The 20170-nt window shown below is 72.7% G+C and carries 15 protein-coding genes, 2 pseudogenes and 1 riboswitch; of the genes and pseudogenes, 11 read left to right on the plus strand and 6 right to left on the minus strand.

Going from position 1 to position 20170, the window contains the following annotated elements:
- Positions 1–120: 120 nt before the first annotated feature.
- On the minus strand, positions 121–516 hold the full coding sequence (locus ACFVS9_RS05480; protein WP_389930223.1) for a hypothetical protein: 396 nt from the start codon (positions 514–516) through the stop codon (positions 121–123).
- Positions 517–786: 270 nt separating this feature from the next.
- On the opposite strand from ACFVS9_RS05480, the gene ACFVS9_RS05485 reads away from it, so the two are divergent.
- Complete coding sequence (locus tag ACFVS9_RS05485) at positions 787–1794, plus strand: LacI family DNA-binding transcriptional regulator (protein ID WP_383115290.1); 1008 nt, start codon at positions 787–789, stop codon at positions 1792–1794.
- Between the two features lie 39 nt (positions 1795–1833).
- Here the strand turns inward: ACFVS9_RS05485 and ACFVS9_RS05490 are convergent.
- Positions 1834–2860: pseudogene (locus ACFVS9_RS05490) on the minus strand (citrate/2-methylcitrate synthase); the annotation flags it as partial.
- Between ACFVS9_RS05490 and ACFVS9_RS05495 the strand changes: the two are divergent.
- Positions 2848–3315 (plus strand): annotated as a pseudogene (locus tag ACFVS9_RS05495) (citrate/2-methylcitrate synthase); the annotation flags it as partial. The pseudogenes ACFVS9_RS05490 and ACFVS9_RS05495 sit on opposite strands and share 13 nt — an antisense overlap.
- Before the next feature lie 12 nt (positions 3316–3327).
- Entirely contained in the window at positions 3328–4392 is a 1065-nt protein-coding gene (locus ACFVS9_RS05500) for a CobW family GTP-binding protein (RefSeq protein ID WP_383115291.1), read from the plus strand.
- 84 nt (positions 4393–4476) lie between these two features.
- On the opposite strand, the gene ACFVS9_RS05505 is transcribed toward ACFVS9_RS05500, so the two are convergent.
- Positions 4477–6927 carry a DNA topoisomerase (ATP-hydrolyzing) subunit A gene (locus tag ACFVS9_RS05505; protein WP_383115292.1) on the minus strand — a complete coding sequence of 817 codons (2451 nt, stop codon included), beginning with the start codon at positions 6925–6927 and terminating at the stop codon, positions 4477–4479.
- 246 nt (positions 6928–7173) lie between these two features.
- Here ACFVS9_RS05505 and ACFVS9_RS05510 point away from each other — a divergent pair, with 246 nt between their 5' ends.
- The 4 genes from ACFVS9_RS05510 to ACFVS9_RS05525 all read left to right on the plus strand — a co-directional run bounded on the left by ACFVS9_RS05510 (position 7174) and on the right by ACFVS9_RS05525 (position 12014).
- A complete protein-coding gene (locus ACFVS9_RS05510) occupies positions 7174–8526 on the plus strand; it encodes a M16 family metallopeptidase (protein WP_389930227.1) in 1353 nt (450 codons plus the stop codon).
- Positions 8527–8552: 26 nt separating this feature from the next.
- Complete coding sequence (locus ACFVS9_RS05515; protein ID WP_383115329.1) at positions 8553–9935, plus strand: M16 family metallopeptidase; 1383 nt, start codon at positions 8553–8555, stop codon at positions 9933–9935.
- A 191-nt stretch (positions 9936–10126) separates the two neighbouring features.
- Positions 10127–10294, plus strand: a riboswitch (cyclic di-AMP (ydaO/yuaA leader).
- Between the two features lie 12 nt (positions 10295–10306).
- Positions 10307–11095 carry a M23 family metallopeptidase gene (locus tag ACFVS9_RS05520; RefSeq protein ID WP_383115294.1) on the plus strand — a complete coding sequence of 263 codons (789 nt, stop codon included), beginning with the start codon at positions 10307–10309 and terminating at the stop codon, positions 11093–11095.
- Between the two features lie 223 nt (positions 11096–11318).
- On the plus strand, positions 11319–12014 hold the full coding sequence (locus ACFVS9_RS05525) for a GntR family transcriptional regulator (protein ID WP_389930229.1): 696 nt from the start codon (positions 11319–11321) through the stop codon (positions 12012–12014).
- 171 nt (positions 12015–12185) lie between these two features.
- On the opposite strand, the gene ACFVS9_RS05530 is transcribed toward ACFVS9_RS05525, so the two are convergent.
- Positions 12186–12467, minus strand: a complete 282-nt coding sequence (locus ACFVS9_RS05530; protein WP_383115296.1) for an HPr family phosphocarrier protein — start codon at positions 12465–12467, stop codon at positions 12186–12188.
- Between the two features lie 146 nt (positions 12468–12613).
- On the opposite strand from ACFVS9_RS05530, the gene ACFVS9_RS05535 reads away from it, so the two are divergent.
- From ACFVS9_RS05535 to ACFVS9_RS05550, 4 genes are all read left to right on the plus strand, one after another.
- On the plus strand, positions 12614–15559 hold the full coding sequence (locus ACFVS9_RS05535; RefSeq protein WP_389930231.1) for a GNAT family N-acetyltransferase: 2946 nt from the start codon (positions 12614–12616) through the stop codon (positions 15557–15559).
- Positions 15560–15620: 61 nt separating this feature from the next.
- A complete protein-coding gene (locus ACFVS9_RS05540; RefSeq protein WP_383115298.1) occupies positions 15621–16217 on the plus strand; it encodes a DUF5998 family protein in 597 nt (198 codons plus the stop codon).
- Positions 16217–17404 carry an alkaline phosphatase family protein gene (locus ACFVS9_RS05545; RefSeq protein ID WP_389930234.1) on the plus strand — a complete coding sequence of 396 codons (1188 nt, stop codon included), beginning with the start codon at positions 16217–16219 and terminating at the stop codon, positions 17402–17404. Before ACFVS9_RS05540 ends, ACFVS9_RS05545 begins: the two co-directional genes overlap by 1 nt.
- A gap of 51 nt (positions 17405–17455) precedes the next feature.
- On the plus strand, positions 17456–18106 hold the full coding sequence (locus ACFVS9_RS05550; protein ID WP_383115300.1) for a thymidine kinase: 651 nt from the start codon (positions 17456–17458) through the stop codon (positions 18104–18106).
- Positions 18107–18423: 317 nt separating this feature from the next.
- Here the strand turns inward: ACFVS9_RS05550 and ACFVS9_RS05555 are convergent, their stop codons facing one another.
- Both ACFVS9_RS05555 and ACFVS9_RS05560 read right to left on the minus strand, forming a co-directional pair.
- A complete protein-coding gene (locus ACFVS9_RS05555; protein WP_389930237.1) occupies positions 18424–18909 on the minus strand; it encodes a hypothetical protein in 486 nt (161 codons plus the stop codon).
- Positions 18910–19184: 275 nt separating this feature from the next.
- Positions 19185–19688, minus strand: a complete 504-nt coding sequence (locus tag ACFVS9_RS05560; RefSeq protein ID WP_389930240.1) for an NUDIX hydrolase — start codon at positions 19686–19688, stop codon at positions 19185–19187.
- Between the last annotated feature and the right edge of the window lie 482 nt (positions 19689–20170).

The raw sequence follows: 20170 nt of genomic DNA on the forward strand, positions 1-20170 counted from the left end.
CGGTCCGGCGGCGGCGACGGGGGCCGGCGCGCCACCGTCCGGCCGGACCCGGAGTCCGGCCCGCCCGAGTACCTCTCCTCAGCCGCGCGGGGCCGCCCCTTCCCGCCCCCTGCCGGAGACTCAGGCCTGCGGCCGCGCGCCGGGCACGGTGCGGCGTTCCAGGCGGGAGAGGACCTTCGCGTACACCGTGGTCGCCGCCGCCGTGATGGTCACGACGACCGCCAGCGCCATGATGCCCAGCAGGGCGGGCCACTGGCGCAGCTCGTCGCGGCACCGGAGGTCGTCGGACACCGGGCCGACCAGCGGGCCCCGGCACATGGCCCTGTCCCCGTACTCGGGGCCGTAGTCGGCGAGCATCAGGAAGGCGAAGCCTCCCCAGACCAGCAGGGCCAGGAGCATCCAGGCGATCGACCACGCACCGATGCGGTCCGCCTGCCGTAGCTCCCGCGCGGTCGGCGCCGGTGCGGCGTCCGCGGGATCGGGCGGCGTGTGCTGGGACGGTGCGTCGGTGGTCATGGCTCCCCCTCTTGGCCAACGGCGAACGGACGGCAGTCCATCACACCGCGTTTGGCCGGTGCGGTGGCGCCCCGTCCACCACCCTCGGGGCGGCAGCCGCCGGGATCAGCGGCATCCGGCGGCGCCCGCACCATTCGGCCGACCTGTGCAGATTCAGGTGCAAGGTCAGCCGGAACAGGACTCTTGCCTCCGAGCCCTCCATCTGTGAGCGTTCTATGGGGATCCGCAGTAACGCAATCTTCTTGCGTTTCTTGCGCTAATCTTGCGCTTATGACGCGACGACTTGCTCAGGTTGCCCAGAAAGTAGGAGTCAGCGAGGCCACGGTCAGCCGCGTGCTGAACGGCAAGCCAGGCGTCTCCGACGCCACACGGCAAGCCGTTCTCTCCGCCCTGGACGTGCTCGGATACGAGCGTCCGACGCAGCTCCGCGGTGAGCGCGCCCGGCTGGTCGGACTGGTCCTGCCCGAGCTCCAGAACCCGATCTTCCCGGCCTTCGCCGAAGTGGTCGGGGGCGCGCTCGCCCAGCAGGGGCTGACCCCGGTGCTCTGCACGCAGACCAAGGGCGGGGTCTCCGAGGCGGACTACGTCGAACTCCTCCTGCAGCAGCAGGTGTCCGGAGTCGTGTTCGCGGGTGGGCTGTACGCCCAGGCCGACGCCCCCCACGACCACTACAAGGTGCTCGCCGACCGCAAGATCCCGGTCGTCCTGATCAACGCCGCCATCGCCCACCTCGGATTCCCCGCGGTCTCGTGCGACGACTCGGTCGCCGTCGAACAGGCCTGGCGCCACCTCGTCTCGCTCGGCCACGAGCGGATCGGCTTCGTCCTCGGCCCCGCCGACCACATGCCCTCGCAGCGCAAGCTCGCCGCTGCCCGCACGCTGGCCGCCCGGTCGGGCGTGACCGTGCCGGACGAGCGGGTGGCCCGGGCCATGTTCTCGCTCGAGGGCGGTCAGGCGGCGGCCATGCGGCTGCTCGACGAAGGGGTCACCGGCTTCATCTGCGCCAGCGACCCGCTGGCCCTGGGCGCGGTGCGCGCGGCGCGCCGCCGCGGGCTCTCGGTGCCCGGGGACGTCTCCGTCGTCGGCTACGACGACTCCGCGTTCATGAACTGCACCGAGCCGCCGCTGACCACGGTGCGGCAGCCGATCGAGGCCATGGGCAGGGCTGCGGTCGAGCTTCTCTCGGTGCAGATCGGGGGCCGTACGGTGCCCTCGGACGAGCTCCTCTTCGAGCCCGAGCTGGTCGTCCGCGGATCCACGGCCCGCCCGCCCCGGTAGCCGCCGGGGGAGCCCGGTGAGAATTTCCGTCGGATGTAGCTAATTTGCGGGACCGGGCCGCTGGTGCGGTGCCTCCTCCGGTGCGTCTCCGGCCGGAGCGGGCAGCTGCCTCGGGGGGCGCGGGCCGGTGTACTGCCCGCTGGGCCGCATGCGCAACGGCGGTTCCGTGTACTCCTCCATCGCGTGGGCGATGCAGCCCGTCGTGCGGGAGACGGCGAACACCGTCTCGCCCGCCTCGGCGGGCATCCCGCACGCGACCGCGAGGACGGCCAGGGCCTGGTCGACATTGGCGTGCAGGGGCCTGTGGCGGGTGGCGGTCGCGACCACGTCGCGGGCCGCCGCCATGGCCGGGGCCGCGTGCGGCAGTTCGTCCAGCATCGCGAACAGCGCACCTGCCCGCGGGTCCTCGCCCGTGTAGAGGCGGTGGCCGAGCCCGGGCACCCGTCGGCCGGCCCGCAGATGGTCGGCGACGACCGGAGCGGCTCCGCCCCGGTCCACGACCTCGGACAGCATGCGGTGCGCCGGCCCGCTCGCGGCTCCGTGCAGCGGGCCCTCCAGTACGCCCAGCCCCGCCGAGACCACGGCGTACGGATGCGCGTGGGTCGAGGCGGCGACCCGGGCCGCCAGGGTCGAGGCGGCGAGATCGTGGTCGGCCAGCAGGGCGAGCGCCGTGTCGAGCACGGCCAGGGAGGCCGCGTCGGCGGGCGCGGCGGAGAGCTTGGGCCACAGCCGTTCGGCGAGGGAGCCACTGCCGTCCCCGTCCCCGTCGTCGTCGACCACCCGCCCGTCGGCCGGCGGCAACGCGCCCACCAGGGTGGGGATCAGGCCGCGCGCTGGTGAGCACCCCCTCGGGGGAGAGGTCGAAGCGCAGGGGGTCGGAGACCGCGGCCGCGGCGACAGCGGCCCGGAGCCGGTCGGTCGAGCTGCTGTGCCGTGGCAGCGAGGCGGCGGTGCGCCGCGCCGCCGCCAGGGATTCCGCCGGCGCCGTGAGACGGATGCCGGGGCGGAGTTCGCCGGTCCAGATCCACTCGGCCGTCGTCTCGTAGCCGTAGCGGCGCGCCCAGCCGTGCGCTGGACACCCTGGACGCGATCGGCACCCCGGACCGGATCGACGGCTGGATCCGCGAACGGGTCCTCGCGGGGGACCGGATCATGGGATTCGGGCACCCCGTCTACCGCACCGAGGACCCGCGCCCGCGCATGCTCCGCTCGGTCGTGCGGAGCTTCGGCGGCCCTCTCGTCGACCTCGCCGTCGAGGTGGAGAGCCGGGTGGAGGCGATCCTCGCCGAGCTGAAACCGGGACGCGAGCTGCACACGAACGTGGAGTTCTACGCGGGCGTCGTGATGGAGCTCTGCGGCCTGCCGCGCGCGATGTTCACCCCCACCTTCTGTGCCGCGCGCATGGTCGGCTGGAGCGCCAATATCCTGGAGCAGGCGGAGGACCCGAAGATCATCCGCCCGGCGGCCCGCTACGTCGGCACCCCGCCCCCGCACCCCGTACCGGCACCCCGACCCACCTGAGGAAGGCCCCCGTTGACCCCGCCCCGCGCCCCGCAGATCCCGGTCGTCGTCCTGGCGGGGTTCCTCGGATCAGGCAAGACGACCCTGCTCAACCACCTGCTCCGCAACCGGGCCGGCAACCGGATCGGCGTCATCGTCAACGACTTCGGGGCCATCGAGATCGACGCCATGACCGTCGCGGGACAGGTCGGCTCCACGGTCTCCCTGGGCAACGGCTGCCTCTGCTGCGCCGTCGACGCGAGCGAGCTCGACACCTACCTGGAGACCCTGACCGGGCCGGCCGCGCGGCTCGACGTCATCGTCATCGAGGCGAGCGGTCTCGCCGAGCCCCGGGAACTCGTACGGATGCTGCTGGCCAGCGACAATCCGCACATCCGGTACGGGGGGCTGGTCGAGGTCGTCGACGCCGCCGAGTTCCACGCCACCCGGGAGCGGCACCCGGAGATCGACCGCCACCTCGCGGTCGCCGACCTGGTCGTCCTGAACAAGACCGACCGGGTCGCGGACGCGGAGCTGCGGGCCGTGAGGGAGAGGGTCGACGCGGCGGGCGGAAGGGCCGCGGTCGTCCGCTCCGCCTACGGGCGGATCGATCCCGGGCTGCTCTTCGACCCCGTGCTGAGGCCGGACGAGGACGACGGCTTCCGCCAGCTGACGTTCGAGGACCTGCTTCCCGAGGCCGGCCGCACGCACGAGGAGCACCCGCACGCGGCCTACGAGAGCGTCTCCTTCACCGCCGACGCGCCGCTCAGCCCCCGGCGCTTCATGGCGTTCCTCGACTCCCGTCCCATGGGCCTCTACCGGATCAAGGGATTCGCCGACTTCGGTGCGGGCGACCCCGCCAACCGCTACGCCCTGCACACCGTCGGCAGGTTCCTGCGCTTCGTGCCGGAGCGCTGGGCCCGCGGCGCACCGCGGCGGACCCAGCTCGTGCTGATCGGCTCGGGGATCGACGCCCAGGCGCTGCGCAAGGAACTCGAGAACTGCACGGACGCCCGGCAGGACGCCACCGAGGAGCTGGAGCGCAGCATGTGGGGCGTCCTGCGGTACGTGCGGCAGCCGGACGACGACGCGATCTGAGGCCCGGCGCCTGCCGCCGGGACCAGGACGGGCCGTGACCCCGTCCTGGTCCCGACGGTGTGCCCGCCGTCCGGCCGGTGTGTCCTACAGCGGTCCCGCGATCACCGCGACCTGGCTCGTCAGCGGCGTACCCGAGCCGTCGCGGCGCGGGTCGGGGGCCGGCAGTTCGGCCGGTGCGCCGTTCTTCTGCGCCGCCCGTGCCGGGGTCTCGCCGGCCCAGGCGAACACCAGGACGTCCTCACCCTTGAGGAAGCGCTGGCAGCGCACCCCGCCGGTGGCCCTGCCCTTGCGCGGATACTGGTCGAACGGGGTCAGCTTCCAGGTCCGCTCGGAGTCGTCCAGCGTGCCGTGGGACCCGGCGACCGTGAACACCGCGGCGTCCGCCGAGGGGTCCACCGCGTCGAAGGAGAGCACGACCGCGCCCGCTCCGAGCTTCACGCCCGCCATACCGCCGGCCGCGCGGCCCTGCGGACGCACCGACGACGCCGGATAACGCAGCAGCTGCGCGTCGGACGTGATGAAGACCAGGTCCTCCTCGCCCGTACGCAGCTGCTTCGCGCCGACGACGCGGTCACCGTCCTTCAGCGTGATGACCTCCAACTCGTCCTTGTGGGGCGGGTAGTCGGGCACCACACGCTTCACCACCCCCTGGAGCGTGCCGATGGCCAGGCCGGGCGCGTCCTCCTCCAGGGTGGTCAGGCAGACCAGGTCCTCGTCCGCCTCCAGGGTGAGGAACTCCGCGAACTGCGCCCCGCCCGACAGGTTGGGGGCCGCGTGGGTGTCCGGGAGCTGCGGCAGGTCGATCACCGAGAGCCTGAGCAGCCGTCCGGCGGACGTCACCGCGCCCACGTCCCCGCGTGCCGTGGCGGCGACGGCCGACACGATCACGTCGTGCTTGGTCCGCCTCGCGTCCTCGGCCTGCACGATCGGGTCGGCGTTGGCCGTACGGGCGAGCAGGCCGGTCGAGGACAGGAGCACCTGGCACGGGTCGTCGGCGACCTCCAGCGGCACGGAAGCGACCTGCGAACCCGAGGACTCCAGCAGGACCGTGCGCCGGTCGGTGCCGAACTTCTTCGCCACCGCGGCCAGTTCCGAGGAGACCAGCTTGCGCAGTTCGGCGTCCGACTCCAGGATCGCGGTCAGTTCGGCGATCTCCTGGCTGAGCGTGTCACGCTCGGTCTCCAGCTCGATCCGGTCGAAGCGCGTGAGCCTGCGCAGCGGGGTGTCCAGGATGTACTGGGTCTGGATCTCGCTCAGCGAGAAGCGCTCCATCAGGCGCTCCTTCGCCTGCGCGGAGTTGTCGCTGTCCCGGATGAGACGGATGACCTCGTCGATGTCGACCAGCGCCACCAGGAGGCCCTCGACCAGGTGCAGCCGGTTGCGGCGCTTGGTCCTGCGGAACTCACTGCGCCGGCGCACCACGTCGAAGCGGTGGTCGAGGTAGACCTCCAGGAGTTCCTTGAGCCCGAGGGTGAGCGGCTGTCCGTCGACCAGCGCCACGTTGTTGATGCCGAAGGACTCCTCCATCGGCGTCAGCTTGTAGAGCTGCTCCAGCACGGCCTCCGGCACGAAGCCGTTCTTGACCTCGATCACCAGACGCAGGCCGTGCGCCCGGTCCGTGAGGTCCTTGACGTCCGCGATGCCCTGGAGCTTCTTCGCGCCCACCAGGTCCTTGATCTTGGCGATCACCTTCTCCGGGCCGACGCTGAAGGGCAGTTCCGTGACGACGAGACCCTTGCGGCGGGGCGTGACGTTCTCTATGGCGACCGTGGCGCGGATCTTGAACGTGCCGCGCCCGGACGCGTAGGCGTCCTTGATGCCGCCGAGGCCGACGATCCGGCCGCCGGTGGGCAGGTCGGGGCCGGGCACGAAGCGCATCAGCGTCTCGAGGTCGGCGCCCGGGTGCCGGATCAGGTGGCGGGCGGCGGCGATGACCTCGCCGAGGTTGTGCGGCGGCATGTTGGTCGCCATGCCGACGGCGATCCCGGACGCGCCGTTGACCAGGAGGTTCGGGTACGCCGCCGGGAGGACGACCGGCTCCTGCTCCTGGCCGTCGTAGTTCGACTGGTAGTCGACGGTGTCCTCGTCGATCGACTCCGTCATCAGTGATGTGGCGTCGGCCATACGGCACTCGGTGTACCGCATGGCGGCCGGCGGGTCGTCATTGCCCAGCGAGCCGAAGTTGCCGTGCCCGTCGACGAGGGGCAGGCGCATCGAGAACGGCTGTGCCATGCGCACCAGCGCGTCGTAGATCGACGCGTCGCCGTGCGGGTGCAGTTTTCCCATCACCTCGCCGACGACGCGTGCGCACTTCACGTAGCCGCGGTCGGGGCGGAGTCCCATCTCGTGCATCTGGGACACGATGCGGCGGTGTACGGGCTTCATGCCGTCGCGGGCGTCGGGCAGAGCCCTGGAGTAGATCACCGAGTACGCGTACTCGAGGAAGGAGCCCTGCATTTCGTCGACGACGTCGATGTCGAGGATCTTCTCCTCGAAGTCGTCCGGCGGCGGGGTTTTCGTGCTGCGGCGGGCCATCGCGGCTGCGACTCCTTCACGGATTCGGTCGGGCAACCTCAGGTTCTGACGCCGACCATTGTGGACCGCCGTGCCGACAACGCCGACCTCGACCCGTCCGAAGCGGTCCCCGGCACCCCCGCGGAGGCCCTGTTCACCCCGGCGTCCACGACAACATTCACCCGGCGGGAACTTCGCCAGGTGCCCGTGCGCTTGCCTAGAGTGGCAGGTCCGGCAGGAAATCCTGTACCGATCGAAGGGACGTACATGCCCATGGGTCACACGGCCACAGCCCAGGCCGGCTCCGGCGGCTTGACGGCGACCGAGCACCGTCTGGCCAACGGCCTGCGCGTGGTGCTCTCCGAGGACCATCTGACCCCCGTCGCCGCGGTGTGCCTCTGGTACGACGTCGGCTCCCGGCACGAGGTCAAGGGACGCACGGGCCTGGCTCACCTTTTCGAGCACCTGATGTTCCAGGGCTCGGGCCAGGTCAAGGGGAACGGGCACTTCGAGCTGGTGCAGGGGGCCGGCGGCTCCCTGAACGGCACGACCAGCTTCGAGCGCACCAACTACTTCGAGACGATGCCCACGCACCAGCTGGAGCTGGCCCTGTGGCTCGAGGCCGACCGGATGGGCTCGCTGCTCGCCGCGCTCGACGAGGAGTCCATGGAGAACCAGCGGGACGTGGTGAAGAACGAGCGCCGCCAGCGCTACGACAACGTCCCGTACGGCACGGCCTTCGAGAAGCTGACCGCGCTCGCCTATCCGGAGGGCCACCCGTACCACCACACGCCGATCGGCTCCATGGCGGACCTGGACGCGGCGACCCTGGAGGACGCGCGGACGTTCTTCCGCACGTACTACGCGCCGAACAACGCGGTGCTCTCCGTCGTCGGGGACATCGACCCGGAGCAGACCCTCGCCTGGATCGAGAAGTACTTCGGTTCCATCCCCTCCCACGACGGCAAGCAGCCCCCGCGCGACGGCACGCTGCCCGGCACCATCGGGGAGCAGCTGCGTGAGGTCGTCAAGGAGGAGGTCCCCGCGCGTGCGCTGATGGCCGCCTACCGGCTGCCGCACGACGGCTCGCGCGAGTGCGACGCCGCGGACCTGGCGCTGACCGTGCTCGGCGGCGGCGAGTCGTCCCGTCTGCACAACCGCCTCGTGCGCCGCGACCGTACGGCCGTCGCCGCCGGATTCGGGCTGCTCAGGCTCGCCGGAGCGCCCTCGCTCGGCTGGCTGGACGTCAAGACGTCCGGTGGGGTCGAGGTGCCGCAGATCGAGACGGCCGTGGACGAGGAGCTCGCCCGGTTCGCCGAGGAGGGCCCCACCCCGGAGGAAATGGAGCGGGCGCAGGCCCAGTTGGAGCGCGAGTGGCTGGACCGCCTCGGTACGGTCGCCGGCCGCGCCGACGAACTGTGCCGGTACGCCGTCCTGTTCGGTGACCCCCAGCTCGCCCTGACGGCCGTGGGCCGTGTCCTCGACGTGACCGCCGACGAGGTGAAGGCCGCCGCCCGGGCGCACCTGCGCCCCGACAACCGCGCGGTCCTGGTCTACGAGCCGGTCGAACCGGCCGACGAGGCCGACGGCACCGACGCGCACGAGGGGGCCGACAAGTGACCGACGCCGCCGTGACTGGAGTAGCGATGGAGTACCACCCGCAGCCGACCGCCGGCGAGGCCAGGCCCTGGGCCTTCCCCGCCCCGGAGCGCGGCGCCCTGCCCAACGGGCTGACCGTGCTGCGCTGCCACCGCCCCGGCCAGCAGGTCGTGGCCGTGGAGATCTTCCTCGACGCCCCGCTGGACGCGGAGCCCGAGGGCCTGGACGGTGTGGCCACGATCATGGCGCGCGCCCTGTCCGAGGGCACGGACAAGCACTCCGCGGAGGAGTTCGCCGCCGAGCTGGAGCGGTGCGGAGCCACCCTGGACGCGCACGCCGACCACCCGGGTCTCCGGGTCTCCCTGGAGGTCCCGGTCTCGCGGCTGGCCAAGGCACTCGGCCTGGTCGCCGAGTCCCTGCGGGCCCCGGCCTTCGCGGAGAGCGAGGTCGAGCGCCTGGTGGGCAACCGCCTCGACGAGATCCCGCACGAGCAGGCCAACCCGGCCCGGCGGGCCGCCAAGCAGCTCTCCCGTGAGCTCTTCCCCGCGACGGCGCGGATGTCGCGTCCGCGCCAGGGCACCGAGGAGACGGTCCGGCGCATCGACGCCGCCGCCGTGCGCGCCTTCTACGACGCCCACGTCCGCCCCTCCACGGCGACGGCGGTCGTCGTCGGCGACCTCACCGGTCTCGACCTGGACGCGTTGCTCGCGGACACGGTCGGGGACTGGACGGGCAACGCCGGCCAGGCCCGCCCCGTGCCCCCGATCACCGCGGACGACACCGGCCGTGTGGTCATCGTCGACCGTCCCGGCGCCGTGCAGACACAGCTCCTGATCGGGCGGATCGGCGCGGACCGGCACGACAGCGTGTGGCCCGCCCAGGTCCTCGGCACGTACTGCCTGGGCGGCACCCTCACCTCCCGGCTGGACCGCGTGCTGCGCGAGGAGAAGGGCTACACCTACGGTGTCCGGGCCTTCGGGCAGGTGCTGCGCTCGACGGCGCCCGGCTCCTCCTCCGGTGCGACGGGTGCCGCGATGCTCGCCATCAGCGGCTCGGTCGACACCGAGTCCACCGGGCCGGCGCTCGACGACCTCTGGAAGGTCCTGCGCACCCTGGCGGCCGAGGGACTCACCGACGCCGAGCGTGAGACGGCCGTGCAGAACCTCGTGGGCGTGGCCCCGCTGAAGTACGAGACGGCGGCCTCCGTCGCCGGCACGCTCGCCGACCAGGTGGAGCAGCACCTCCCGGACGACTACCAGGCCCAGCTGTACGCGCGCCTGGCTTCGACCGGCACGGTCGAGGCGACCGCCGCCGTGGTCAACGCGTTCCCGGTCGACCGGCTCGTCACCGTCCTGGTCGGGGACGCCGCGCAGATCGCCGAGCCCGTGCGCGCGCTCGGCATCGGTGAGGTGTCGGTCGTCAGCGGCTGACGGATCCGGACATGACGGACCCCGGCGAGCACCTGCGCGCCGGGGTTCTGTCATGTGTCCTTTTCGCGGCAAAAATCACTGTTCGCCCTGTGGGATGTACGACAAAAGGTCATTTCCGTTTGGTGGGGCCGAGGGGCCCGCTCTAGCGTCGCCCGGGCTGTCCGCCGAACCACTGCCGCGCCCGCGGCGCCGGACAGCCATCGCCGAGTCCCCGTCAGGCGCGAGCCTGGGGAGCCGGGGACCCACCATGTCCCTGGGGTGAATCGGTTCCTCGCGCCTCGTACGGGGCTCGGGGGCCGTAGGAGACCTTCCTGCTCCGAACCCGTCAGCTAACCCGGTAGGCGAGAAGGAAGGAAAGGACCAGCCCCTCCATGGCGTTCATCCGTGCCACCGGGAAGCACCGCGCCCCGAGTCGCCTGACGCGCAAGAGCGCCAGGGTCGCCGGCGTCGCCGCCCTGGCCACCACCGGCGTCATCGGCGCCACCGCCTCCCCGGCCCTCGCCGCGGACTCCGAGGTCACCGCGAGCACCGGCCTGACCCAGACCGTCGCCCTCGACGCCACCCTCGCCGCCCAGATCGAGGCCCAGGCGAAGGCCCAGCAGCACCAGGCCGACGTCGCGGCCGAGGCCGCCGCCGAAGCGAAGGCCAGGGCGAAGGCCAAGGCCGAGGCCGAGCGCAAGGCGGCGGCCCGTGCCGAGGAGGCCCGCGAGGAGAAGGCGCGCGCCGCCCGCGCCGCCGAGCGCGCCCGGCTCAACTCCTTCCACCTCCCGGTCGCCGGCTCGCACGTCACCACCGGGTACAAGTCCGGGGGCGCCCTCTGGTCCTCCGGCAGCCACTCCGGTGTGGACTTCCGTGCCGCGTCCGGCACCTCCGTCGTCGCGGTCGGCGCCGGCACGGTCGTCGAGGCCGGCTGGGGCGGCGCCTACGGCAACAACATCGTCCTCAGGATGAAGGACGGCACGTACACGCAGTACGGCCACCTCTCCTCGATCGGCGTGTCCGTCGGCCAGAGCGTCGCCTCGGGCGAGCGGATCGGCCTGTCGGGCTCGACCGGCAACTCCACCGGGCCGCACCTGCACTTCGAGGCCCGGACCACCCCCGAGTACGGCTCGGACATGGACCCCGTCGCCTACCTCCGGGCCCACGGCGTCCAGGTCTGACCGCACGGCGCACGGCACCCGCTCCTTTGAAGGCCCCGGCATCCGCCGGGGCCTTCGGCGTGCCTCCCGGCAACGCCCGCCGAACCCCTCGCGGAAGTGCTCCCTGGCCAAAAGATATCCATGGATTCCACCCCGCCGTCGGAAATTCCGGCCGGTTGCAATAGAGTCACAGAACAGGCGTCGATCGGCCGCGTTTCGCGGGGATTAAGGCGGAGGTTCGGACATGCGCATTCCCGCGCATTCGGTATGCACGGCAATCCGTGACGACATCGTCTCCGGTGTCTTCGAACGGGGCAGCCGCCTCACCGAGGAGGTGCTCGCGCGCCGGTACGGCGTCTCCCGCGTCCCCGTGCGTGAGGCGCTGCGCACCCTGGAGTCCGAGGGCTTCGTCGTCACCCGCCGGCACGCCGGTGCCTGTGTCGCCGAGCCCACGGAGCAGGAGGCCGCCGACCTCCTGGACATCCGCATGCTGCTGGAGCCGCTCGGTGCCGCCCGCGCCGCGCAGCGCCGCACCGAGGCGCACCTCAAGGTGCTCCGCGGCCTGGTCAGACTGGGGCAGGAGCGGGTGCGCCGGGGGGAGGGGGAGGATCTGCGTTCGCTGGGCGGCTGGTTCCACGAGACGCTGGCGCAGGCCTCGGGCAGCCCCGCGCTGATCGCGCTCCTCACCCAGCTCCGTCACAAGATCGCCTGGATGTACGCCGTCGAGCAGCCGGCCCGCCCTGCGGACTCGTGGGCCGAGCACGGCGCCCTCGTCGACGCGGTGGCCCGCCGTGACGCGGAGCGGGCCAGGGCGCTCGCCACCCAGCACGCCGAGCGGGCGACCGCCGCCCACCGGCTGCGGCGGACGGACCGGCCCGGGGACGCGGCCCGGGTGAGGACTTCGCAACACCCCGTAAACATCGCGGGAGCCCGTCATTAACAATTGCGCCGTATACAAAGAGGGTAATTATCGGAGGGCTTTCTTCCTGCTGCCCTGATCCGGTTTTCCGGAGTGTTTCCCGCCGTGGATCGGAAAACGGAAAAGCCGCGGCTCCCGGTCGGGGTGCCGCGGCTTTTCCGCAGAATTGAATCCGGTCCGGATCGGCCGGAATCAGACGGTCTCGGGGAGCTCCTCGAGCCCCTCGGCGACCAGCTTCGCCAGGCGGTCCAGCGCGACCTCGGCGTTGTCCGCCTCGGAGGCCAGCACGATCTCCTCGCCGCCCTGGGCGCCCAGGCCGAGCACCGCGAGCATGGAAGCGGCGTTCACCGGGCTGCCGTCCGCCTTGGCGATGGTCACGGGGACGCCGGAGGCCGTGGCGGCACGGACGAAGATGGAAGCGGGGCGGGCGTGCAGGCCCTCGGCCCAACCGACGTTGACGCGGCGCTCAGCCATGGTTCTGCCCTTCACGTAACGATGAGTTGTCTAGACCAGTCTCTCATGCGTGCGGACTGCCGTGCCCGGCACGGCCGCCGGGCCCCCTCAGCGTGCCCCCGCGGCCATCCCGCCGCGACCGGTGCCCCGAGCCGTAGGCTTTGCCCATGGAGCCCACTCCGGAGCAGAGTCCGCATCACGCGTACCCCGACCACTGGGAAGCGGACGTGGTGCTCCGCGACGGCGGCACCGCGCGCATCAGGCCCATCACCACGGACGATGCCGGACGGCTGGTCAGCTTCTACGAACAGGTGTCCGACGAGTCGAAGTACTACCGGTTCTTCGCCCCGTACCCGCGCCTGTCCGCCCGGGACGTGCACCGCTTCACCCACCACGACTACGTCGACCGGGTGGGCCTCGCCGTCACGATCGGAGGCGAGTTCATCGCCACCGTCCGCTTCGACCGGATCGACGGGCAGGGCAGGCCCGCCTCCGCCCCGGCCGACGAGGCGGAGGTCGCCTTCCTCGTCCAGGACGCCCACCAGGGACGCGGGGTGGCGTCGGCCCTGCTCGAGCACATCGCGGCGGTCGCCAGGGAGCGGGGCATCCGGCGCTTCGCCGCCGAGGTCCTGCCCGCCAACACCAAGATGATCAAGGTCTTCCGGGACGCCGGGTTCACCCAGCAGCGCAGCTTCGAGGACGGTTCCGTCCACCTCACCCTCGACCTGGAGCCCACGGCCGAGTCGCTCGCCGTCCAGCGCGGCCGTGAACAGCGGGCCGAGGCGCGCTCCGTCCAGCGGCTGCTGGCCCCCGGGTCCGTCGCGGTCGTGGGCGTCGGCCGCGTGCCGGGCGGCGTGGGGAGGACGGTGCTGCGCAATCTCCTCGGCTCGGGCTTCACCGGACACACCTACGCGGTGAACACGTCCTTCGCCGCCGGCCAGGGCACGGTCGACGGGGTGCCCGCCCACCGCTCCGTGGGCGAGATCGGCGAGCGGGTCGACCTGGCGGTCGTCGCGGTCCCCGCCGACCGGGTGCCCGAGGCCGTCGCCGACTGCGGGGAGCACGGGGTCCGGGGCCTCGTCGTCCTCTCCGCGGGCTACGCCGAGCGCGGCGCCGAAGGGCGGGAGCGGCAGCGGGAACTGGTCCGCCAGGCACGCTCGTACGGCATGCGGATCATCGGCCCGAACGCCTTCGGCATCATCAACACCTCCGACGCGGTCCGCCTCAACGCCTCCCTGGCCCCGGAGTCGCCCAAGGCCGGCCGCATCGGGCTCTTCACCCAGTCCGGCGCCATCGGTATCGCCGTCCTGTCCGGCCTCCACCGCAGGGGTGCGGGACTGTCCGCCTTCATCTCCGCGGGCAACCGGGCCGACGTCTCCGGCAACGACTTCCTGCAGTACTGGTACGAGGACGAGCGCACCGACGTCGCCCTGCTGTACCTCGAATCGCTCGGCAACCCGCGCAAGTTCACCCGGCTCGCCCGCAGGACCGCCGCCGTGAAACCCGTGGTCGTGGTCAAGGGCGCCCGGCACAGCGGGACCAATCCGCCGGGGCACGCCGTACCCGTCAGCCGCATCCCCGACGCGACCGTGTCCGCGCTGATGCGCCAGGCGGGCGTGATCCGCGTCGACACCGTGACCGAGATGGTCGACGTCGGCCTCCTCCTCGCCGGCCAGCCCCTGCCGGCCGGCCCCCGTGTGGCGATCCTGGGCAACTCGGAGTCCCTCGGCCTCCTCACCTACGACGCCTGCCTGGCGGAGGGGCTGCGCCCGCGCCCGCCCCGCGACCTCACCACGGCGGCGGGTCCGCGGGACTTCCGCGACGCACTCGCCGAAGCGCTCGCCGACCGCACCTGCGACGCCGTGATCGTGACCGCGATCCCCTGGGTGGGGGAGGACGGCGAGGCGGAGACCGGCGACGGCGAGGTCCTGGCGGCCGCACTGCGCGAGGCGGCGGCGACCGGCCCGGCCAAGCCGGTGGCGGTGGTGCACGTGGAGATGGGCGGCCTGGCGCAGGCCCTCGCCGCCGCGACGAGCACGGCGGGCTCCTCCGCACCCCGGCCCGCCGCCCCCGGGGCGGGCGAGGAGACCTCTCCCGCACCCCGGCCCTCCGATACCGCCGCCCGTAAGCGGAGCGCCCCGTCGGCGCCCCCCTCCCCGTCCGGCTCCCCGGCAGCCCCCGCACCGGGTGTCCCGGTCGAGGACACGGCCGCAACCGGCCGCCCCGGGCCCGCCGCCGGACGGATGCCCGCCTACCCCGCCGCCGAGCGGGCCGTCCGCGCGCTCGGCGAGGTGGTGAAGTACGCCCAGTGGCGGCGGCACGCGGCGTCCCCCGGCAAGGTGCCCGAATTCCTGGACGAGACCATCGACGAGCACGGGACCGCCCGGCTGATCGGGACGCTGCTCGGCCCGGACCCCGACCCCCGCGGCCGCCCGCTCACCCACGACGAGGCCCGCGAACTCCTCGCCCGCTACGGCGTCACCGTGCGGCCCGCGCTCCCCGCCCCCGACCCGGAGGCCGCCGTCACCGCCGCGGCGACGATCGGCTACCCGGTGGCCCTCAAGACCACCGCGCCCCATCTCCGGCACCGCGCCGACCTCGGGGGCGTCCGCCTCGACCTGGTCAGCGAGAACGCCCTGCGCCGGGCGTACGACGAGCTGACCGATCTGCTCGGCACCCCCGCCGAACTCCGTCCCGTCGTCCAGGCCATGGCCCCCCGAGGGGTCGACACCGTCGTCAAGGCGTCCATCGACGCGGCTGCCGGAGCCGTCCTCTCCTTCGGCCTGGCCGGTGCTCCCTCCGAACTGCTGGGCGACACGGCCCACCGCCTCGTGCCCGCCACCGACCGCGACGCCGCCGAGCTGATCCGCTCCATCAGGGCGGCGCCGGTGCTGTTCGGCTGGCGCGGAGCCGCGCCGGCGGACACCCCCGCGCTCGAAGAGCTCCTCCTGCGGGTGTCCCGGCTGGTCGACGACCACCCCGAGGTCGTCTCGGTCACCCTCGAACCCGTCGTCGTGGCCACACACGGCCTCACCGTGCTCGGGGCGAGCGTCCGGCTCGCGCCGCCCCCCGCCCGCAACGACCTCGGCCCGCGCAGGCTCCCCAGCTACTGACCGCCCACGGACCCGCGCACGCAGTCCCCGGCAGTCACCGGCCCCCCGTAGGATGGTCCCCATGGCAAAGACCGGTACGACGACCCAGGGGCTGCGCGCGGCGATCGAGCGCAGCGGCTACTACCCGGCCCTCGTGGCCGAGGCGGTGGAGGCCGCCGTCGGCGGGGAGCCGGTCGCCTCGTACCTGGTGCACCAGGAGACCACCTTCGACTCCAACGAGGTCCGCCGCCACGTCACGGTCCTCGTCCTGACGGACACCCGCTTCATCGTCAGCCACACCGACGAGCAGGCCGCCGACACGAGCTCCCCGACGCCGTACGCCACGACGTCCACCGAGTCGGTCAAGCTCGACCGGATCTCGTCCGTCGTGGTCAGCCGCGTGGTCGCCAACCCCGAGAAGTACGTGCCCGGCACGCTGCCCCGCGAGGTCGTCCTGACCATCGGCTGGGGCGCCGTCTCCCGCATCGACCTCGAACCCGCCGCCTGCGGCGACCCGAACTGCGAGGCCGACCACGGCTACACGGGCAGCTCCACCGCCGACGACCTGAGCCTGCGCGTCAGCGAGGCCGGCGACGGTCCGGACGCGGTGCGCCAGACCCTCGTCTTCGCCCAGTCCCTCTCCGAGGCCACGGCCGCGACCTCCGCGGCCACCCGCTGATGGTCCAGCCCGCCTGGCAGGAACCCGTGCTGCTCGCCCCCGGGGCCGCGCCCGTTCCCGAGTACGGCACCGGCTCGCTCGCCGACCTGCTGCCGACACTCGTCGCGGGACAGGGCGTACCCGGCTTCGAGGCGGCGATCCCCGAGCTCACCCCCGCCGACCGGAACTGCGTCTTCCTGATCGACGGGCTCGGCTGGGAGCAGATCAAGGCCCACCCGGACGAGGCGCCCTTCCTGCACTCGCTGCTCCCCACCTCCCGTGGCGGCACCGGCCGCCCGGTGACCTCGGGCTTCCCCTCGACCACGGCCACCTCGCTCGCCTCCGTCGGCACGGGTCTGCCCCCCGGCGAGCACGGCCTCCCCGGCTACACGGTGCGCAACCCGGCCACGGGCGCGCTGATGAACCAGCTCCGCTGGAAGCCGTGGACCGACCTGAAGGCCTGGCAGCCGTACCCGACCGTCTTCCAGCTCGCCGACGCGGCGGGCGTGCGTACGGCTCAGGTCTCCGCCCCCGGATTCGAGCAGACGCCCCTGACCAAGGTCGCGCTCAGCGGCGGGTCCTTCCTCGGCCGGCTCACCGGTGAGGACCGGATGGACCTCGCCGCCGAGCGCCTCGCCGCCGGCGACAGGTCCCTCGTCTACACGTACTACAGCGAGGTGGACGGCCAGGGACACCGCTTCGGTGTCGACTCCGACGCCTGGCGCGGGCAGCTGATGTACGTCGACGGGCTCGCCCGGCGCCTCGCCGAGCAGCTGCCGCCCCGCTCGGCCCTCTACATCACCGCCGACCACGGCATGGTCGACGTCCCGTTCGACGAGCAGTCCCGCATCGACTTCGACGAGGACTGGGAGCTGAGCGCCGGGGTCGCCCTGCTGGGCGGCGAAGGCCGTGCCCGCCACGTGTACGCCGTCCCCGGTGCCCAGGCGGACGTGCTCACCGTCTGGCGTGAGGTGCTGGGGGAGCAGTTCTGGGTGGCGAGCCGCGACGAGGCCGTGGCGGCGGGCTGGTTCGGCCCCCGGGTCGACGAGCGGGTGCGCGGCAGGATCGGCGACGTGGTGGCGGCCGCGCACGACGACGTGGTGATCACCGCCTCGGTCAACGAACCGCACGAGTCCGCGATGGTCGGCATGCACGGTTCGCTGACCCCCGTGGAACAGCTGGTCCCCCTCCTCGAAGTACGCTCGTAGCCGGCGTTTTCCGTTCCCCCCACCGCCCCACAGAAAGGCGCGCACCTTCTCATGCCCGAGCTCGTGTTCTTCTCCGGAACGATGGATTGCGGAAAGAGCACCCTGGCTCTCCAGATCGGTCACAACAGGTCGGCGCGCGGTCTGCAGGGTGTGATCTTCACTCGGGACGACCGGGCGGGGGAGGGGAAGCTGTCGTCGCGGTTGGGGTTGGTGACGGAGGCCGTGGAGGCCGCTCCGGGCATGGATCTCTACGCGTACCTGGTGGGGCGGATGTCCCAGGGGGACAAGGTCGACCATGTGATCGTGGACGAGGCCCAGTTCCTCGCGCCTGAGCAGATCGACCAGTTGGCGCGTGTGGTGGATGACCTCGGGCTCGACGTGTTCGCGTTCGGCATCACCACGGACTTCCGTACGAAGCTGTTCCCGGGCTCGCAGAGGCTGTTCGAGGTGGCGGACCGAGTGGAGACGCTTCAGGTCGAGGCCATGTGCTGGTGCGGGGCGCGTGCGACGCACAACGCCCGGACGGTGGGCGGGGTGATGGTGGTCGAGGGCGAACAGGTCGTCGTGGGCGATGTCGACCGGCCGGCGGGCGAGGTCGGCTACGAGGTGCTGTGCCGCCGTCACCACCGGCGCCGTATGACCAGTGCCGCCGCGCGTGCGGGCTCGCTCTCGCCCGATGTCCTGCCGGTCGCCTCGGCCTGAGCGCCGCGGCGCGTCACACGGTCTCGACGGGGGACCACCGCGGTCGACGGAGGCCCGGGCGGTGTCGCACGGCTCCGTGCGCAGGGCGGTCGGCGCGTCGTCGGTCGGGCGCGCGTCGTCGGTCGGGGCGAGGGAGCGCGGGCCGTCGCGGCGACGCGGGCCGGAGCGGTTCCGCCGGTCGGCCTTCCTTCGTGTTCGTCCGGCGCCGCGCGATGACCCGTTCCGGCGACCCGGGAACCAGCGCGTACCGGATCGTAGAGGGGCATCCGGCTCCGGCAGTGAGAACCGGCCCTTCGGAGGGGCGTCAGGTCTGTGGATCAGCGGGGCGGGAGGGACGCGAGGGAGAGGTCCCACCGGTCAGCCGCGTGGAGCAGCGCCGCGGCGTCCGACCTGACCTCCACGACGTACTGGTGGATGCCGGCCCCGTCCTCACCTTGTTGCCACGGAGGTGCCGCCTCCAGGGACAGGTGAACGCGAATCACCGCGGTCCCGGCCGCGGTTCGGGCGGCGAGGCTGAAGGCCACGACAGGCTCGATGAACCATGTGTCCGGTGACAGCTCACCCTCGGCATCAGGTGCGGTGACGTCCACCGTCCCCGCGGCCACCGCGCGCAGCCAGGCGGACACCTGGCGGGCCTCATCGGTGAGCAGACACGGGTCGGTGAAGGACCAGCTTCCCTCAGGAGTCGTCACCGTGCCGTCGACGACCAGCCAGTTGTCGTCGTACGAGTCGTCCGGGACGGTGGCGAACTGATAGCGCACCGGGTGGAGTTCGACACTGCTGGAGAGATCGTTCAGGAGCACGGGACCAGGATGGCACGCGCCGGCGGCCGGCAGGACGGACCGCGCTTCCCCGCCCGGCAGGGGGAGGTGCGGTGGCGCGGGCGGATCGTCGCCGGCTCTGTCGATGACCGGCGGCACACAGCGGTGACCCCCGGCAGTGCGCGTTCCCCGGCCATGGTGTGAGACCTGGATCCGCAGCACAACAGGCGCGGAACACGGTTGCGGACGAGTGAGCGCGTGCCGGCGGTGACGGGTGCTCCAGCTGTGGACCGTGATCCGCGCGGCGCCGTCGGGCGTCACCAGCGGGCGACGAGTGTCTCCTCCCCGCCCCGGTTGCGGTACAGCCAGGTGGTTCCCGGTGCGATGGCCCCGCTCAGGTAGCCGACGAGGGGATCCCGCTGCGTCGCACTGTCCAGCTCCGCGAGCAGCTTCAGGGCGTCGGGCAGAGGGAAGAAGGCGGCCTGTCGGATCTCGTCGTCCCCGGGTGCGACGTCCCCTGACCACTCGTCGATCTCGAAGGCGACGGCCAGCGCCGAGGGGTGTCGCTCGGAGTCGATGTGCATGAGGAACGCGGTCCGTACAGGGTCGCCCACCAGCAGTCCGGTCTCCTCCCGTATCTCGCGCCGGAGAGCTTCGTTCATGAGCTCGCCGGCCTCGACCCCGCCGCCGGGGAGGGACCAGAGGATCTCGCCTCCGGCGCCCAGGCTCTCCTGCACGAGCAGGATCTCGTCGCCGCGACGGACGACGCCGATGACCAACTGCACCCGGGGCTCCGGGGCGTTCGTGTTCTCTGCTGCCATGCCGCAGACCGTACGCGAGGGCGGGTTCGCCGGCAGCCGGGGCCGCCCAGGAGACGGGTGCGGTATCCGCTGATCGGCTCGCTGTCTTCGGACCTGCGGCGCATGGCACGGCCGGACGCTCGCGGAGCGGGCAGGGGAGACCCCGCACGGCGCGCGGCGTCCGCTGTGCCGTGCGTCCCGGGACGCCGGTGCGCATGAGTACGGTGTCGAGCCCCTCCGCGACGGGGCGGCGGTGGGCGTGGACGAGACGCCGCGCGGCGAAGAAGGGCACCCGCGCCGGAGGGTGGCCGGCCTCAGCACGCCGGAACCGCCGGCCGGATCGAGGACTTCCGGGTCTCCGTACACCTCGTCGTACCCCGTCCCCACCGACGGGCGCGGGCACGCGGCGGCGGACCGGGAGTCGTACGTCCCGCGTGGACCTCGGCCCCCGAGCGTCGCAGGACGGCAGGGCCCGGCGGGGACACCGTCCTCGCGGCCGGGCA

Source organism: Streptomyces sp. NPDC058008 (assembly GCF_042886395.1).
Taxonomy (GTDB): domain Bacteria; phylum Actinomycetota; class Actinomycetes; order Streptomycetales; family Streptomycetaceae; genus Streptomyces.

What these genes read in the sequence shown, in the direction of transcription:
- ACFVS9_RS05480 (WP_389930223.1), bottom strand. Translation starts at nt 516, where the DNA reads ATGACCACCGACGCACCGTCCCAGCACACGCCGCCCGATCCCGCGGAC.
- ACFVS9_RS05485 (WP_383115290.1), top strand. Translation starts at nt 787, where the DNA reads ATGACGCGACGACTTGCTCAGGTTGCCCAGAAAGTAGGAGTCAGCGAG.
- ACFVS9_RS05505 (WP_383115292.1), bottom strand. Translation starts at nt 6,927, where the DNA reads ATGGCCCGCCGCAGCACGAAAACCCCGCCGCCGGACGACTTCGAGGAG.
- ACFVS9_RS05510 (WP_389930227.1), top strand. Translation starts at nt 7,174, where the DNA reads ATGCCCATGGGTCACACGGCCACAGCCCAGGCCGGCTCCGGCGGCTTG.
- ACFVS9_RS05515 (WP_383115329.1), top strand. Translation starts at nt 8,553, where the DNA reads ATGGAGTACCACCCGCAGCCGACCGCCGGCGAGGCCAGGCCCTGGGCC.
- ACFVS9_RS05520 (WP_383115294.1), top strand. Translation starts at nt 10,307, where the DNA reads ATGGCGTTCATCCGTGCCACCGGGAAGCACCGCGCCCCGAGTCGCCTG.
- ACFVS9_RS05525 (WP_389930229.1), top strand. Translation starts at nt 11,319, where the DNA reads ATGCGCATTCCCGCGCATTCGGTATGCACGGCAATCCGTGACGACATC.
- ACFVS9_RS05530 (WP_383115296.1), bottom strand. Translation starts at nt 12,467, where the DNA reads ATGGCTGAGCGCCGCGTCAACGTCGGTTGGGCCGAGGGCCTGCACGCC.
- ACFVS9_RS05535 (WP_389930231.1), top strand. Translation starts at nt 12,614, where the DNA reads ATGGAGCCCACTCCGGAGCAGAGTCCGCATCACGCGTACCCCGACCAC.
- ACFVS9_RS05540 (WP_383115298.1), top strand. Translation starts at nt 15,621, where the DNA reads ATGGCAAAGACCGGTACGACGACCCAGGGGCTGCGCGCGGCGATCGAG.
- ACFVS9_RS05545 (WP_389930234.1), top strand. Translation starts at nt 16,217, where the DNA reads ATGGTCCAGCCCGCCTGGCAGGAACCCGTGCTGCTCGCCCCCGGGGCC.
- ACFVS9_RS05550 (WP_383115300.1), top strand. Translation starts at nt 17,456, where the DNA reads ATGCCCGAGCTCGTGTTCTTCTCCGGAACGATGGATTGCGGAAAGAGC.
- ACFVS9_RS05560 (WP_389930240.1), bottom strand. Translation starts at nt 19,688, where the DNA reads ATGGCAGCAGAGAACACGAACGCCCCGGAGCCCCGGGTGCAGTTGGTC.